This is a genomic window from Ancylobacter mangrovi, assembly GCF_024752355.1.
In the GTDB taxonomy this organism is placed as follows: domain Bacteria; phylum Pseudomonadota; class Alphaproteobacteria; order Rhizobiales; family Xanthobacteraceae; genus Ancylobacter; species Ancylobacter mangrovi.
In genome coordinates, this window is sequence record NZ_JANTHZ010000002.1 from 196,968 (window position 1) to 211,032 (window position 14,065).

Consider the following 14,065-nt stretch of genomic DNA (forward strand, 5'->3'; position numbering starts at 1 on the left):
AGCGTTCCATTCCCAGTTGTTCACAGCCGGCTAGGCTGTGGAAAATGGGGAGATCGGGGAGCCGGTTGGTTTCGTTCGGTTATCGGCTCCGGCGTCGACTATTTTCATTGTCGGGGGCGCATTGGAGAATCGATGGGCGAGACCGACGACTTCGAGTGGGACGACGACAAGGACGCGGCGAACCGGACCAAGCACGGTTTGCCGCTCACCTTTGGAACGTTCATATTCGATGGCCGCCCCCGGCTGGAACGGGCATCTCCCAAGATTGTGCTGGGCGAGCCGCGCACCGAAGCCATGGCCGAGCTGGCCGGGCGTGTTATACTCTGCGTCTTCGTGTGGAGGGGGCGTCGGCGGCGCCTGATCTCCGTAAGACGAGCGCATCGGAGCGAGAGACGTGTCTTCGCACAAGCCATCGATGGAAGCTGATCGGCTGCTACGCGATTTCGACTGGTCGAAGGTCGACGCGTTGACGGACGAGCAGATCATCGCGGCGGCCAAGGCGGACCCTGACAGCTCGCTGCCCACCGAAAAAGAACTCGCCGAGTTCGATCTCGTCATCCCGGCCAAGGCCCGACGCGAGAAGAAGCACGGCAAGCCGCCGAAGGAAGCGGCCGAATAGCGCTCCCCGCCTATCCCCCGGTCCAGAACTTCACCGCCGCCGCGCCCGGAGCCAGCAGCAGGAACGCCCACAGCATCGCCGAGGCGATGTTGGCCATCTGGAACACGAACTGCGGCATAGCGAACATGCCGGCCACCAGCGGGATCACCGCCCGGATCGGCCCGAAGAAGCGGCCGATGAACACGCTCCAGCTGCCATGGCGGTGGAAGAAGTGTTCGCCGCGCACCAGGATCTGCGGGTGGCGGCTAAACGGCCAGATGTAGCGCGCCCGCCCCTTCAGCCGGAAGCCGACCCAGTAGGACACCGCGTCGCCCAGCGCCGCACCCGCGGCCGCCCCGGCCCACACCGGGAGCAACGCGATGCCGCCCGCCTCGATGATCGGCCCCATGCCGATGAGGATGACGGTCGCCGGCACGAACAGCGAGACCACCGCCAGCGACTCGCCGAAGGCGAGCAGGAAGGCGATATAGGGCGTCCAGTGCGCATGGGCCTGAACGAAGCCAAGTGCGTCCTGCGCCCAGTGCTGAACCTCGGGGAACATGGCTAGAGCCGGTCGCGCAGCGCGTAGTAGCTCATGCCCGCGACCAACAGAGGCCAGCGCATGAGCGGGCCGCCGGGGAAGGGCGGCACGGGCAGCCGGCCGAGCAGGTCGAATTCGCCGAGCTGGCCGCGGATCGCCTCCGCCAGCAGCCGCCCGAAATAGGGCGCGAGCATTACGCCCTGCCCCGAATAGCCGGCAGCGGCGAGGACGCGCGGCGAGAGCCGGCGCACGAAGGGCATGCGGCTCATGGTGATCCCGAGAATGCCGCCCCAGCCATAGTCGATGCGCGCATCGGCGAGCTGGGGGAATATCTTCAGCATATACGGCCGCACGAAGGCGCCGGGGTCGGGGCGCAGCCGTCGGGTATAGCTCTCGCCGCCGCCGAACAGCAGCCTTCCGTCCGCGCTGAGCCGGTAGTAGTTCACGACGAAGCGGCTGTCGGCGACGGCCGCGTCATTGGCGATGATCTCCCGCGCCCGATCGCCCAGCGGCTCGGTGGCGGCGATGTAGTTGGCGATCGGCATGACGTGGGTGTCGACCCGGCGGTCGAGCCCGTCCTGCAGCCCGTCGCCGCATTCCAGCACCCAATCGGCCTCCACCACGCCGCTCGCGGTGGACACGCGCACCTTCGCCCCACCCTCGTGGATCGACAGGGCGCGCGAATGCTCGAACAGCCGCGCGCCCGCGCCCTGCGCCGCCCGAGCGAGGCCCAGCGCCAGATTGAGCGGGTGGAGATGCCCGCCGCCATGGTCGATCATGCCGCCATAATAGGCGTCCGAGCCGACCATCGCCCGCAGCTCCTCGCGCGAGAGCGGGGCGGCGTAAGGGTAACCGTAGACCTCGTTCAGCTTCCGCGCATAGGCGTGGCTGTGGGTGACATAGGCCGGCTTGTGGTCGGCGACGACGAGCCCCGGGCGTACGTCGCACTCGATGGCGTGGTGCGCGATCAGCGCGTGGAGGAACGCCTTCGCCTCCTCCGCCATGCGCCAGAGCGCGCGGGCGTCGTCGAGGCCCATATGCTCCTCGATCCAGTCCTGGTCGCGGCGCTGGCCGCTATGGATCTGCCCGCCATTGCGGCCCGAGGCGCCCGAGCCGAGCTTCGCCGCCTCGAGCAGCGCCACGTCCAGCCCGGCCTCGGCGAGGTGGAGCGCGGCGGCAAGCCCGGTATAGCCGCCGCCGATGACGCACACATCCGCCCGCACTGTTCCCGCCAGCGGCGGAAAAGCGGGCATGGGATGTGCCGTCGCGGCGTACCAGCTTTCCGGGTGGCCGGTTCTCTGGGAAGTGTCGAACGCCATGCTCGTCAATCTTGCCTGCGCGGCCAATCTAGCGGAAAGCTCAGCGCCGCGCGAACAGGCGCTCGATGTCGGCCAGCGCCAGGGTGATGAAGGTCGGCCGGCCGTGGTTGCACTGGCCCGCGTTCGGGGTGGTCTCCATCTCGCGCAGCAGCGCGTTCATCTCCTCCACCCGAAGCCGGCGGCCGGCGCGCACCGAGCCGTGGCACGCCATGGTGGCGGCGACGTGCAGCAGGCGCCGCTCCAGCGGCAGCGCATCGTCCCATTCGGCCGCGTACTCGGCGAGCTCGCGCACCAGGGCGGGAATGTCCGCCTCGCCCAGCAGCGCCGGCACCTCGCGCACCAGCAGCGCGCCCGGGCCGAACGGCTCGATCACCAGCCCGAACCGCTCCAGCGCCTCGGCCCGCTCGGCGAGGCGCCCGGCCTCGGCAGGGTCGAGTTCGACCACCAGCGGCACCAGCAGCATCTGGCGCGCCAGCCCGTCGCGCTCCATCGCCGCCTTGAGCCGCTCATAGACGATGCGCTCATGGGCGGCATGCTGGTCGACCACGACCACGCCGTCGCGCGTCTGGGCGATGATGTAGGTCTCGTGGAGCTGCGCCCGCGCCGCACCGAGCGGGCGCTCCAGAAGGTCGGGCGCGGCGGGGGCGGCATCGGCGCGCGCATCCGCCGACGGCGCCAGAGCGAGGCCGAGTGCGAGGCTCGCCACGCCACCCGCCATGGCGCCCTCGCCCGCGATCGAGCCGAAATCGAACCGCGCCGGCGCCTCGCGCACGCCGCCCGGCGGGACGGCACCGTCCCCGGGGGCGGCCCAGGACCGCGACCAGTCATAGCTGCCGCGCGGGCCGTCGGGCGCGCCCTGCGGCCGCCAGCCTTCCGGGCGGGCGAGCTGGGCCAGACGGTCGGCGCCGGTGGAAGCGGTGCGCGGCACGCCGGCGGTGAGCGCATCGGTCAGCGTGCGCACGATCAGCGCGCGGATGAGGCCGGGGTCGCGGAAGCGCAGCTCGGTCTTGGCCGGATGGACGTTCACATCGACCTCGCGCGGGTCGAGATCGAGAAACAGCACGGTGACCGGATGGCGATCGGACGGCAGCAGGTCGGAATAGGCGGCGCGGATGGCGCCGATCAGCACCTTGTCGCGCACCGGGCGCCCGTTGACGAACAGGTATTGCGACAGCGAGTTGGCCTTGGAATAGGTCGGCAGGCCGGCGAGGCCGGTGAGCCGCGCCCCCTCGCGCAGGCCCTCTATGTCGAGCGCGTTGCGCGCCACCTCATGGCCGAGCACGTCGGCGATGCGCGCGCGTCGGCCCGCAGCGTCCGGCCCGCGCGCGGGCCATGTCGCCGGCACCTTGTCGTCGGTGACGAGGGTGAAACCGATGTCGGGCCGCGCCAGGGCGAGGCGTCGCACCGCGTCGACCGCCGCCATAGTCTCGGCGCGCTCGGACTTCAGGAATTTCAGCCGGGCCGGGGTGGCGAAGAACAGGTCGCGCACCTCGACCCGCGTGCCGGGGCCGAGCGCGGCCGGGCGCACCGGCGTCTTCACCCCGCCCTCGACGCGGATCTCGTACGCCTCGCCATTGCCCGCCGGGCGGCTGGCGATGGAGAGCCGCGCCACCGCGCCGATCGAGGCCAGCGCCTCGCCGCGGAAGCCGAGCGTGGCGATGGCCAGCAGGTCTTCGTCGTCGAGCTTGGAGGTGGCGTGGCGCTCCACGGCGAGGGCGAGCTCGTCCGCATCCATGCCGGCGCCGTCGTCGGTGACGCGCAGCAGGCGCCGGCCGCCGCCATCGATGACGATCTCGATCCGCCGCGCGCCGGCGTCGATCGCGTTCTCCACGATCTCCTTCAGCGCCGCAGCCGGCCGCTCGACCACCTCGCCCGCGGCGATGCGGTCGACCAGGGCGGAAGGGAGAAGGCGCAGCGGCATGGCGGACCGGAGAAGCGTTGTCGGGACGGCGGCGATTCGAACCGCCCTAGCCTACACCCTCGCGCCGCCGCACGCGCCCGCACACGCTCGCGCCGGGCGCTGGAGATCGAATGCGGGAGAATTGAGCGCCGGAGAATTGAGCGCCTGGGACGGGCGCGGCTCCCTCAGGAGCCGGTATAGCCGAGCATGGGCTCGATGCGCTCGAAGGTCTCGTCCATCGCCCAGGCCGGGAAATAGGGGATGGGGAAATGGCCGTAGAACAGCGAGAGCTGCCATTCCGCCGCTTCCTCGCTGCCTTTGGCGATGGCGGCGACATAGAGCGCGGAGGCGATGCCGCTGCGGTCCGCCCCGCCCTTGCAATGCACCAGGATCGGCTTCGGCGCGTCGCGCATGATGGCGATGAGCTGCTCGACCTGCTTCGGCGTCAGCTCCTTGCCGGCCGAGAGGCCGTAATCGATGTGCTCGATGCCGAGCCGCTCGCTCTCGGCGATCTCGGCGACGTGCCAAGGCGCCTTGGAGGCGCCGCGCAGGTTGATCACCGTGCGCACGCCATACTTCTTCTGGATCGCCTCGAGCTCGTCCGCGTTGATCTGGGCGGAGCGGTAGAGCTCGCCGGGGATCACGGTGTGGAAATTGCCGACGAGCTGCTCGACGATGAGATAGGCGCCGATCAGCAGCGCGGCCGCGCCGAGGCCCCAGCCGGTGCCGCGCAGGAAGCGGCGGAAGCGCCCCGTCGACGGGGCGGCCTCGCCGTTGCCGAAGACGGGTCCGGCCGGCGGGATCTGTGCGGGCGAGACGTCGGACAGGCTCATGGATTCAGGCTCGCGGGACGGTCTGGTCTGACGGCGGACGTGCAGGAGAACAGGCGGTAGGCTGGTCTTTTTTACAGCGCGGCTCGGTGATTGCAACGGGCATTTTGGCGCCGTCGTTCCTTCGCGCAAAATCGTGGCGGCAATCAGCCGGCGGCGGCGAGCCGCTCGGCCTTCTGGCGTTCGACTTCCTGACGTTTGGTGATGATCGAGGCGCCGATGACGACCACCGTCACGATGCCGATGAGGATGGTGCAGACCGCGTTGATCTCCGGCGTCACGCCGAGGCGCACCTGCGAATAGATCCGCATCGGCAGCGTGGTCGCACCGGGGCCGGTGGTGAAGCTCGCGATGACCAGATCGTCCAGCGACAGGGTGAAGGCCAGCATCCAGCCCGAGACCACCGCCGGCAGGATGATCGGCAGCGTGACCACGAAGAAGGTCTTGAGCGGCGGGCAGCCGAGATCGAGCGCCGCCTCCTCGAGGCTGCGGTCGAAGGTGACGAGGCGCGACTGCACCACCACGCAGACGAAGCACATGGTGAAGGTGATGTGGGCGAGGGTGATGGTCCAGAAACCGCGGTCGAAGTTCACCGCCACGAACAGCAGCAGCAGCGACAGGCCGGTGATCACGTCCGGCATCACCAGCGGGGCATAGATCATGCCGGAGAACAGCGTACGGCCGTAGAAGCGGCCGTAGCGGGTCAGGGTGATCGCCGCCATGGTGCCGAGCACGGTGGCGACGCAGGCGGTGATGAAGGCCACGCGCAGCGTCACCCAGGCGGCGTCGAGAAGCTGCTCGTTGCGCAGCAATTCGCCGTACCAGTGCGTCGAGAAACCGGCCCACACCGTCACCAGCCGCGAGGCGTTGAAGGAGTAGATCACCAGGAGGACGATCGGCAGGTACAGGAAGGCGAAGCCGAGCACCAGCGAGGTGACGTTGAACCAGGAGAGCTTGCGGTCCATCAGCGCCCCTCCACCTCGCGCTGCTGGACGTTCTGGTAGAGCACGATGGGCACCACCAGCACCAGCAGCAGAAGCACCGCCACCGCCGAGGAGACGGTCCAGGAGCGGTTCACCGAGAACTCGGTCCACAGCACCTTGCCGATCATCAGCGTGTCCGAGCCGCCGAGCAGGTCGGGGATGACGAACTCGCCGACCGCGGGGATGAAGCACAGCAGGCACCCGGCGAACACGCCGGGCAGGGAGAGCGGCCAGGTGATCTTCCAGAACGCGGCGAAGGGCGTGCAGCCGAGATCGGCCGCCGCCTCGAGCAGCGTGTCGTCCATCTTCTCCAGCGCCGAATAGAGCGGCAAGATCATGAAGGGCAGGTAGGAATAGACGATGCCGATATAGACCGCGGTGTCGGTCGCCAGGATCTCCAGCGGGTGGTCGATGACGCCGAGAAAGAAGAGGAACTGGTTGAGCAGCCCCTCCGGCGACAGGATGCCGATCCACGCATAGACTCGGATCAGGAACGAGGTCCAGAACGGCAGGATCACCAGCATCAGCAGCGTCGGGCGCAGCGCCTTGGACGAGCGCGCCATGGCGTAGGCGATGGGGTAGCCGACGAGCAGCAGCAGCACGGTGGAGATGCCGGCAATCACGAGGCTCGATCCATAGGCCTCGATGAACTCGTTGTCCCAGCTCAGCACATAGCCGTAATTCTCGAAGGAGAGCTCGCCGAGGCTCTCCTTGATCGCCGCCCAGCCCTCGGAGAGGGCGAAGGTCGGGAAATAGGGGGGCTGGGCGATCGCGTCCTGGGACAGGCTGATCTTGAAGACGATCAGGAACGGCACCAAGAACAGCGCCAGCAGCCACAGATAGGGAACGGCGACGACCAGCCAGCGCCCCTTCGCCTTTGCCGCCATCCGAGCCTCCTAGCGCGTCAGCACCACGCCGGCATCCGGCGTGAAGGAGACATAGACCTTGTCGTCCCAGGTGATGGGCCGCTCGACCATGCGGGTGAGGTTCGGCTTGGCCGCCTTCACCCGCACCCCGTTGGGCAGCTCCACATGGTAGATTGACAGGTCGCCGAGATAGCCGATGTCCCAGATCGTGCCGGATAGGCAGTTCAGGCTGGCGTCGGCCGGCGGCTCGAGGTCGACGCGCAGCTTCTCCGGCCGGACCGCGAGCGAGACGCTGTCGCCGGGCTTCGCCTCGCCGCCCTGGCTGATGCGCATCGGCATGTCGGGCGCCGCCTCGGCGCGCAGGGTCAGCCCGCCCGCGTCGACGCTCTCCACCCGGGCGTCGAGGATGTTCACATCGCCCACGAAGTCGGCCACGTAGCGGCAGTTGGGCTGCTCGTAGATCTCGGCCGGCGGGGCGACCTGCACCAGCTTGCCGTGGTTCATCACGGCGATGCGGTCGGCCACGGTCATCGCCTCCTCCTGATCGTGGGTCACGATCAGGAAGGTCATGCCGAGCTCCATCTGGATGTCCATGAGCTCGAACTGGGTCTCCTCGCGCAGCTTCTTGTCGAGCGCGCCGAGCGGCTCGTCGAGCAGCAGTACCTTGGGGCGCTTGGCGAGCGAGCGGGCGAGGGCGACGCGCTGGCGCTGGCCGCCGGAGAGCTGGTGCGGCTTGCGCTTGGCGAAGCTCTCCAGCTTCACCAGCTTGAGCATCTCCTCCACCCGCGCGGCGACGGCGCCCTTCTCGACCCGGTCCTGGCGCAGGCCGAAGGCGATGTTGTCCCACACGCTCATGTGCGGGAACAGCGCGTAGGACTGGAACATCATGTTGACCGGCCGCCGGTAGGGCGGGGTGCCGACGAGGTCCTCGCCGGCGAGGGTGATGCGGCCCTCGGTCGGCTCCTCGAAGCCGGCCAGCATGCGCATCAGCGTGGTCTTGCCGCAGCCCGACGGGCCGAGCAGCGCGAAGAATTCGCGTTCGTAGATGTCGAGTGACAGGCTGTCGACGGCGGTGAACTCGCCGAAGCGCTTGGTGACGTTCTCGTAGCGGATGAGCGGAACCGCCGTCGGGTCAGTCCAGGGGGAGAACTTGCGGCGAATGCCGCCGATGGTCTTCTGCGTCTTTTCGGCGACGCCTGTGCTCATGCTGTGCCCCGTTGCCCGCGGCCGGATGCCCGGCTCTTGACCCGACGCTAACCGGGTTCGCGCGGCGGCTCAACGGCACAATGCAAACAATTTTACCATGCCCGGAAATGTGCACGAGGCGAGCGCTTGACGGCTCGCGCAGCGGCATGATTGCCTCCATGCGGCGCAACAGGCGCATCAGGGTAGTTATCATGGCCAAGAAGAAGCGTCCCGAAAAGGACGTGGTTCAGTCCATCCGCGGCGTCACCTCGCTGGAGGAAGCCAAGGCGTGGATGGCCGCGCGCGGCATCACCGAGATCGAGTGCATGGTGCCGGATCTTGCCGGCGTCGGTCGCGGCAAGATCATGCCGGCGTCGAAATTCCTTTCCGGGCCGGTGATGAACCTGCCGCTCTCCGTGTTCCTGCAGACCATCTCGGGCGACTATCCGCCCTATGAGGGGCTGGTCGATTCGGTGGTGGCGGACAGCGATCTCGTGATCCAGCCCGACTTCACCACACTGTGCTCGGTGCCGTGGGCGCAGGACCCGACCGCGCAGATCATCCACGACGCCTATCACCGCGACGGGCGTCCGGTGGAGATTTCCCCGCGCCAGGTGCTGAAGAGCGTGGTCGACCTCTACACCCACAAGGGCTGGAAGGCCGTGGTGGCGCCGGAGATCGAGTTCTATCTCGTCGAGCCCAACACCGACGCCGACTATCCGCTGAAGCCGCCGATCGGGCGCTCCGGCCGGCCGGAGATCGGCCGCCAGTCCTATTCGATCCAGGCGGTGAACGAGTTCGATGCCCTGTTCGAGGACATGTACGACTATTCGGAGGCGCAGGGCCTCGAGATCGACACGCTGATCCACGAGGACGGCGCGGCGCAGATGGAGATCAACCTGCTGCACGGCGACCCTATCATGCTCGCCGACCAGGTGTTCCTGTTCAAGCGCACCATTCGCGAGGCGGCGCTGGCGCACAAGATCTACGCCACCTTCATGGCCAAGCCGATCGCCGAGGAACCCGGCTCGGCGATGCACATCCACCAGTCGATCGTCGACGCCGAGACCGGCCGGAACATCTTCTCCGACGCCAAGGGCGACCCGACGCCGGAATTCTTCTCCTTCATCGCCGGCCTGCAGCGCTACATGCCGGCGGTGATGTCGATCTTCGCGCCCTACGTGAATTCCTACCGCCGGCTCACCCGCGATTCGATGGCGCCGATCAACGTCCAGTGGGGCTATGACAACCGGACGGCGGGCCTGCGCGTGCCGCCCTCCCCGCCAGCGGCGCGGCGGGTGGAGAACCGGGTGCCCTCCTCCGACGCCAACCCCTATCTCGTCATGGCCGCCTCGCTTGCCTGCGGCTATCTCGGCATGATCGAGGGGCTGCGCCCGACCGAGCCGCTGGAGGCCGACGCCAAGTTCCTCGACTTCGAGCTGCCGCGCGGCCTGCTCGATGCGGTGGCGGCGATGCAGTACTCCGAGGAGATCGCGACGGTGCTCGGCCCGTCCTTCGTGAAGACCTACACCGCCGTGAAGCAGGCGGAGTTCGACATCTTCATGCAGGTCATCTCGCCCTGGGAGCGCGAATATCTGCTGCTGAACGTGTGAGCGCGGCGGAGGGTCTCCGGCCCTCCGCTACCCAACACTCAGCCCTCCGCCAGCATCTCGCGCACCAGCGGGATGACCCTGCGCCCGTAGAGCTCGATGCAGCGCATGGCCTTGTCGTGGCCGAGCGGGCCGGCGCTGTACTTCATGTCGAAGCGCGACAGGCCGAGCGTCTTCGCGGTCCGGGCGATCTTCGCCGCCACCGTCTCGGGCGCGCCGAGATAGAGCGAGCCGTGCGAGATCTCGCGCTCGAACGCGTCGCGCCCATAGGGCGGCCAGCCGCGCTCGGCGCCGATGCGGTCGTGCATGCGCTTGTAGTCGGCGTAGAACTCCTCGCGCGCGGCCTCGTCGCTCTCCGCCACATAGCCGTGCGAATGCACGCCGACCGGCTGCACGGTCCCGCCGAGCTGGTCGATCGCCTTGTGGTAAAGGTCGACATAGGGCGCGAAGCGGCCCGGATTGCCGCCGATGATGGCGAGCATAAGCGGCAGCCCGTAGCGCGCCGCGCGCACCACCGATTCGGGCGAGCCGCCGACGCCGATCCAGGTCTTCAGCGTCCCGCTCTCGGCCGGCGGGAACACGTGCTGACGGTCGAGCGGCGGGCGCAGGCCGCCGCGCCAGCTCACGCCGTCCTTGGTCGCATTGTCGCGCAGCAGCGCGGCGAACAGGTCGAGCTTCTCGGAGAACAGCGCCTCATAGTCCTTGAGGTCGAAGCCGAACAGCGGGAAGGATTCGGTGAAGGATCCCCGCCCCAGGATCACCTCGGCGCGTCCGTTCGACAGCGCGTCGACGGTGGAAAAGCGCTGGTAGACCCGGATCGGGTCGTCGGAGGACAGCACGGTGACCGCCGAGCCGAGCCGGATGCGGCTCGTGCGGGTGGCCATCCCCGCAAGCACGACCTCGGGCGCGGAGACCGCGAAATCGTCGCGATGGTGCTCGCCCACGCCGATGAAATCGACGCCCGCCTCATCCGCCAGCACCGCTTCCTCGACCAGGTTGCGGATCACCTGCGCGTGCGGGAGCGCGCGTCCTTCGCTGTCAGCGGTGACGTCGCCGAAGGTGTCGAGCCCGAGTTCGAGATGCTGTGCCATCGGATGCCTGTGGGTCCACCTGATCCGCCGGCCGCGCGCCGGCGGTGCTCATATGGACCGCATCGCACGCCCACGCATCCGTGCCGCTGCAAGGACGGTCTTTCGCCGTTGCAAATTCGCGCGTCCCGCCCGGGACCGAGGCATAAAAAAAGCCCGCCGGAAGGATCCAGCGGGCTTCAAGTTGGCGGCATGAGGGGGTCAATACCGCCGGTAATTCGATCGGGACCGCCTGGCATGATCACTCGCAGGCCAGGTAATCGTTACGCCCTTTGACGCCGGCCTCGCGCTGCGTCTCGCGCGCGATCAGGCGGCGACCCGCACGCCGCTCGACGGCACGCACCACCAGCACCGAGGTGGGGTCCTTCCACAGCGGCCCCGACGAGGCGTCGCGCAGGTCGGCGCGGGTCAGGCCGATGTCGCGCAGCATGTGGTCGTCGAACTCGCCGAGCTGGGCGATGAGACGGCGCCGGCCGAACGCCTTGAGAAACTGGACCGTACCCGAGGCGACAACGACGAGCGCGGCGCTGGCCGCGGCACCAAACGAGGAGAACGCCGTTCTCCGGACTTCGCCAATATACGACATCGATACCTCCATCCGTCTGTCGGCCACGCAGCGGTGACGGTGGGTTTATCGATATCGGCGGCGACCGAAGCCACCCGATATCAGCGCCACCCGTTCGCGGCACAATCGTTATGACTCGGCGGCATTGATCACACTAGCGAATGTTTCTGATTTGACCTATCATTCCCAGTGATACGAACCGCGGGAGGATGCCGGCCATGTCCGTGCTGCTCGATATTGATCAATTAAGAACATTCATAGCTATCGCTGAAACCGGCAGTTTCACGAAAGCGTCCGAGGTCGTTCACAAGACCCAGTCCGCGGTCTCGATGCAGATGAAGCGGCTGGAGGAGCGGGTCGGGCGGCCGATCTTCGCGCGCGACGGGCGCGCCTCGCGCCTCACCGACGAGGGCGACCGCCTGCTCGACTACGCCCGGCGCATCGTGCAGCTCAACATGGAGGCGATGGCGAGCCTCGCCAGCGCCGAGCTGTCGGGCCGGGTACGCCTCGGCGTGCCGGACGACTATGCCGACCGCTACCTGCCCGAGATCATGGCGCGCTTCTCCGCCACCCATCCCAATGTCGAGCTGACCGTGGTGTGCGACCCGTCGACGGACCTCGTCGACCGCATCGACACCGGCGACCTCGACCTCGCCATCGTCACCGATTGCGAGATGATCAATCGCGAGCCGGAGATCATCCGCCGCGAGCAGCTCCTCTGGGTCGGCTCGATGCGCCATTCCGTGCATCTGGAGGACCCGGTGCCGCTGGCGCTCGGCCGGCAGAACTGCAACTGGCGGCAGGAGGCGATCTCCATGCTGCAGGCCAATGCCCGGCCGTTCCGCATCCTCTACACCTCGTCGAACAGCACCGCGGTCTCCGCGGCCGTGCTCTCGGGCCTCGCCATATCGGTGCTGCCGGAATCGGGCCTTCGCCCGGGCATGCGGGTGCTCGGACCCTCGGAGGGCTTCCCCGCGCTGGCGCCGTGCCGCATCGGCCTGCTGCGCAACCGGCACGAATCCTCGCAGCTCGCCGAGGCGCTCGCCAATCACATCATCCAGGGGCTCGACAACATCTCCGAGGTCTCCATCGCCGCCGAGTGAGGCGCGACGGCGACCGTCCGGGATCGCCTAATAGGCGCACTCGTCGAAGATCGGCTCGACCGAGCGGTTCCAGTCGGTCTCATAGCGCTCGAGCAGCGCCTCGGCGGGCGTGCGCCCGGCTTCGAGGCTCTCCTCCAGCGGGCCGAGGAAGCGGGTCTCGTCGCGGCCCTGGCTGTCGCGTACGTCGCGCCGCTTCAGGCCCTCGCGGGCGATGGCGACCACGTCGCGCGCCAACTCCAGCACCGGGCGACCGGCGATCTCCGCCTTGAAGGCTAGGCGAGGGACATCATCGCGCAGCGCCTGCCGCTCGGCCGCGCTCCAGCCGCGCACCAGCTCCCAGGCCGCGTCGAGGCTCGCGCCGTCATAGAGCAGGCCGGTCCACAGCGCCGGCAGGGCGCAGAGATTCGCCCACGGCCCACCATCGGCGCCGCGCATCTCGAGGAAGCGCTTGAGCCGCACCTCGGGGAAGATGGTGGAGAGGTGGTTCGCCCAGTCCGACACCGTCGCCCGCTCACCCGGCAAAGCGGGGTGACGTCCGGCCAGCAGGTCGCGGAAGGAGGAGCCGGCGACGTCGATGTAGCGATCGCCGCGCTTGACGAAATACATCGGCACGTCAAGCGCATAGTCGACGTAACGCTCGAAGCCCATCCCCTCCTCGAAGGCGAAGGGCAGCATGCCGGCGCGTGCATTGTCGGTGTCGCGCCAGATCTCCGAGCGGAAGGAGAGGAAGCCGTTCGGCCGCCCCTCGGTGAAGGGCGAGTTGGCGAACAGCGCGGTCGCCACCGGCTGCAAGGCGAGGCCGACCCGCAGCTTCTTCACCATGTCGGTTTCGCTGGAGAAGTCGAGATTCACCTGCACCGTGCAGGTTCGGTACATCATGTCGAGCCCGTGCGTGCCGACCTTCGGCATGTAGGCGGTCATGATGTTGTAGCGGCCCTTGGGCATGCGCGGGGTCTGGGCGAGCGTCCATTTCGGGCTCATGCCGAGGCCGAGGAAGCCGAAGCCGAGCGGCGTCGCCACCTCGCGCACCTGGACGAGGTGCGAGTTCACCTCGGCGCAGGTCTCGTGGATCGAGGCGAGCGGCGCGCCGGAAAGCTCGAACTGCCCGCCCGGCTCCAGCGAGATCGCCCCGCCGCCGATCGTGTCGGCGAGACCGATGATGGTCTCGCCCTCCATGATCGGCTCCCAGTCGTTGAGCGCGTGCATGCCCTCGAGCAGGGCGCGGATGCCGTTCTCGCCCTCATAGGGCACCGGCTCGTGCCCCTTCAGCGTGAAGGGAATCTTCTCGTGCTCGGTGCCGATGCGGAATTTCTGCGGCGCCTTGCACCCCGCTTCCAGCCACGCGACGAGATCGTCGCGGCTTTCGACGGGCTGCGTATCGATCTGGTCTCGCGCCATAGAAAACTCCGGCCGGCTTGCTGCGGCGCGAGACCATACACAGGCCGCGCCGCCGCGCAAATCGCCGTAAATGCCGACC

The 14,065-nt window shown here is 68.3% G+C and carries 14 protein-coding genes; 4 read left to right on the top strand and 10 right to left on the bottom strand.

Features of this window, described 5'->3' with window-relative positions:
• Positions 1–132 precede the first annotated feature (132 nt).
• Positions 133–426 carry a BrnT family toxin gene (locus tag NVS89_RS06260; RefSeq protein ID WP_258731728.1) on the top strand — a complete coding sequence of 98 codons (294 nt, stop codon included), beginning with the start codon at positions 133–135 and terminating at the stop codon, positions 424–426.
• Positions 416–619, top strand: coding sequence for a hypothetical protein (locus NVS89_RS06265; RefSeq protein WP_258731730.1), 204 nt, complete (start codon positions 416–418; stop codon positions 617–619). The genes NVS89_RS06260 and NVS89_RS06265 overlap by 11 nt, the downstream gene beginning before the upstream one ends.
• Before the next feature lie 10 nt (positions 620–629).
• Here the strand turns inward: NVS89_RS06265 and NVS89_RS06270 are convergent, their stop codons facing one another.
• The 7 genes from NVS89_RS06270 to NVS89_RS06300 all read right to left on the bottom strand — a co-directional run bounded on the left by NVS89_RS06270 (position 630) and on the right by NVS89_RS06300 (position 8,243).
• Positions 630–1,160, bottom strand: coding sequence for a DedA family protein (locus NVS89_RS06270; RefSeq protein WP_258731731.1), 531 nt, complete (start codon positions 1,158–1,160; stop codon positions 630–632).
• Positions 1,161–1,162: 2 nt separating this feature from the next.
• Complete coding sequence (locus NVS89_RS06275) at positions 1,163–2,458, bottom strand: NAD(P)/FAD-dependent oxidoreductase (protein WP_258731732.1); 1,296 nt, start codon at positions 2,456–2,458, stop codon at positions 1,163–1,165.
• 40 nt (positions 2,459–2,498) lie between these two features.
• The gene (mutL, locus tag NVS89_RS06280; protein WP_258731734.1) at positions 2,499–4,379 is read right to left on the bottom strand and encodes a DNA mismatch repair endonuclease MutL; all 1,881 of its coding nucleotides are present in this window, start codon (positions 4,377–4,379) and stop codon (positions 2,499–2,501) included.
• A gap of 164 nt (positions 4,380–4,543) precedes the next feature.
• The gene (locus tag NVS89_RS06285; RefSeq protein WP_258731735.1) at positions 4,544–5,191 is read right to left on the bottom strand and encodes a dual specificity protein phosphatase family protein; all 648 of its coding nucleotides are present in this window, start codon (positions 5,189–5,191) and stop codon (positions 4,544–4,546) included.
• Between the two features lie 143 nt (positions 5,192–5,334).
• Positions 5,335–6,153, bottom strand: a complete 819-nt coding sequence (locus tag NVS89_RS06290; protein ID WP_258731736.1) for an ABC transporter permease — start codon at positions 6,151–6,153, stop codon at positions 5,335–5,337.
• Complete coding sequence (locus NVS89_RS06295; protein WP_258731737.1) at positions 6,153–7,058, bottom strand: ABC transporter permease subunit; 906 nt, start codon at positions 7,056–7,058, stop codon at positions 6,153–6,155. The genes NVS89_RS06290 and NVS89_RS06295 overlap by 1 nt, the downstream gene beginning before the upstream one ends.
• Before the next feature lie 9 nt (positions 7,059–7,067).
• Positions 7,068–8,243 carry an ABC transporter ATP-binding protein gene (locus NVS89_RS06300; protein WP_258731738.1) on the bottom strand — a complete coding sequence of 392 codons (1,176 nt, stop codon included), beginning with the start codon at positions 8,241–8,243 and terminating at the stop codon, positions 7,068–7,070.
• Positions 8,244–8,434: 191 nt separating this feature from the next.
• Here NVS89_RS06300 and NVS89_RS06305 point away from each other — a divergent pair, with 191 nt between their 5' ends.
• Positions 8,435–9,835, top strand: coding sequence for a glutamine synthetase family protein (locus NVS89_RS06305; RefSeq protein ID WP_258731739.1), 1,401 nt, complete (start codon positions 8,435–8,437; stop codon positions 9,833–9,835).
• Positions 9,836–9,873: 38 nt separating this feature from the next.
• On the opposite strand, the gene NVS89_RS06310 is transcribed toward NVS89_RS06305, so the two are convergent.
• Entirely contained in the window at positions 9,874–10,923 is a 1,050-nt protein-coding gene (locus NVS89_RS06310; RefSeq protein WP_258731740.1) for an LLM class flavin-dependent oxidoreductase, read from the bottom strand.
• A gap of 238 nt (positions 10,924–11,161) precedes the next feature.
• On the bottom strand, positions 11,162–11,518 hold the full coding sequence (locus tag NVS89_RS06315; RefSeq protein ID WP_258731741.1) for a DUF1127 domain-containing protein: 357 nt from the start codon (positions 11,516–11,518) through the stop codon (positions 11,162–11,164).
• A gap of 185 nt (positions 11,519–11,703) precedes the next feature.
• Here NVS89_RS06315 and NVS89_RS06320 point away from each other — a divergent pair, with 185 nt between their 5' ends.
• Positions 11,704–12,588 carry a LysR substrate-binding domain-containing protein gene (locus NVS89_RS06320; protein ID WP_258731742.1) on the top strand — a complete coding sequence of 295 codons (885 nt, stop codon included), beginning with the start codon at positions 11,704–11,706 and terminating at the stop codon, positions 12,586–12,588.
• Between the two features lie 27 nt (positions 12,589–12,615).
• Here NVS89_RS06320 and NVS89_RS06325 read toward each other — a convergent pair whose 3' ends face one another.
• On the bottom strand, positions 12,616–13,986 hold the full coding sequence (locus NVS89_RS06325) for a glutamate--cysteine ligase (protein WP_258731744.1): 1,371 nt from the start codon (positions 13,984–13,986) through the stop codon (positions 12,616–12,618).
• Positions 13,987–14,065 lie beyond the last annotated feature (79 nt).

Coding starts and splice junctions, on each gene's coding strand:
- NVS89_RS06325 (WP_258731744.1), bottom strand. CDS start 13,986: ATGGCGCGAGACCAGATCGATACGCAGCCCGTCGAAAGCCGCGACGAT.
- NVS89_RS06265 (WP_258731730.1), top strand. CDS start 416: ATGGAAGCTGATCGGCTGCTACGCGATTTCGACTGGTCGAAGGTCGAC.
- NVS89_RS06305 (WP_258731739.1), top strand. CDS start 8,435: ATGGCCAAGAAGAAGCGTCCCGAAAAGGACGTGGTTCAGTCCATCCGC.
- NVS89_RS06275 (WP_258731732.1), bottom strand. CDS start 2,458: ATGGCGTTCGACACTTCCCAGAGAACCGGCCACCCGGAAAGCTGGTAC.
- NVS89_RS06295 (WP_258731737.1), bottom strand. CDS start 7,058: ATGGCGGCAAAGGCGAAGGGGCGCTGGCTGGTCGTCGCCGTTCCCTAT.
- NVS89_RS06320 (WP_258731742.1), top strand. CDS start 11,704: ATGTCCGTGCTGCTCGATATTGATCAATTAAGAACATTCATAGCTATC.
- mutL (WP_258731734.1), bottom strand. CDS start 4,379: ATGCCGCTGCGCCTTCTCCCTTCCGCCCTGGTCGACCGCATCGCCGCG.
- NVS89_RS06300 (WP_258731738.1), bottom strand. CDS start 8,243: ATGAGCACAGGCGTCGCCGAAAAGACGCAGAAGACCATCGGCGGCATT.
- NVS89_RS06270 (WP_258731731.1), bottom strand. CDS start 1,160: ATGTTCCCCGAGGTTCAGCACTGGGCGCAGGACGCACTTGGCTTCGTT.
- NVS89_RS06260 (WP_258731728.1), top strand. CDS start 133: ATGGGCGAGACCGACGACTTCGAGTGGGACGACGACAAGGACGCGGCG.
- NVS89_RS06310 (WP_258731740.1), bottom strand. CDS start 10,923: ATGGCACAGCATCTCGAACTCGGGCTCGACACCTTCGGCGACGTCACC.
- NVS89_RS06315 (WP_258731741.1), bottom strand. CDS start 11,518: ATGGAGGTATCGATGTCGTATATTGGCGAAGTCCGGAGAACGGCGTTC.
- NVS89_RS06290 (WP_258731736.1), bottom strand. CDS start 6,153: ATGGACCGCAAGCTCTCCTGGTTCAACGTCACCTCGCTGGTGCTCGGC.
- NVS89_RS06285 (WP_258731735.1), bottom strand. CDS start 5,191: ATGAGCCTGTCCGACGTCTCGCCCGCACAGATCCCGCCGGCCGGACCC.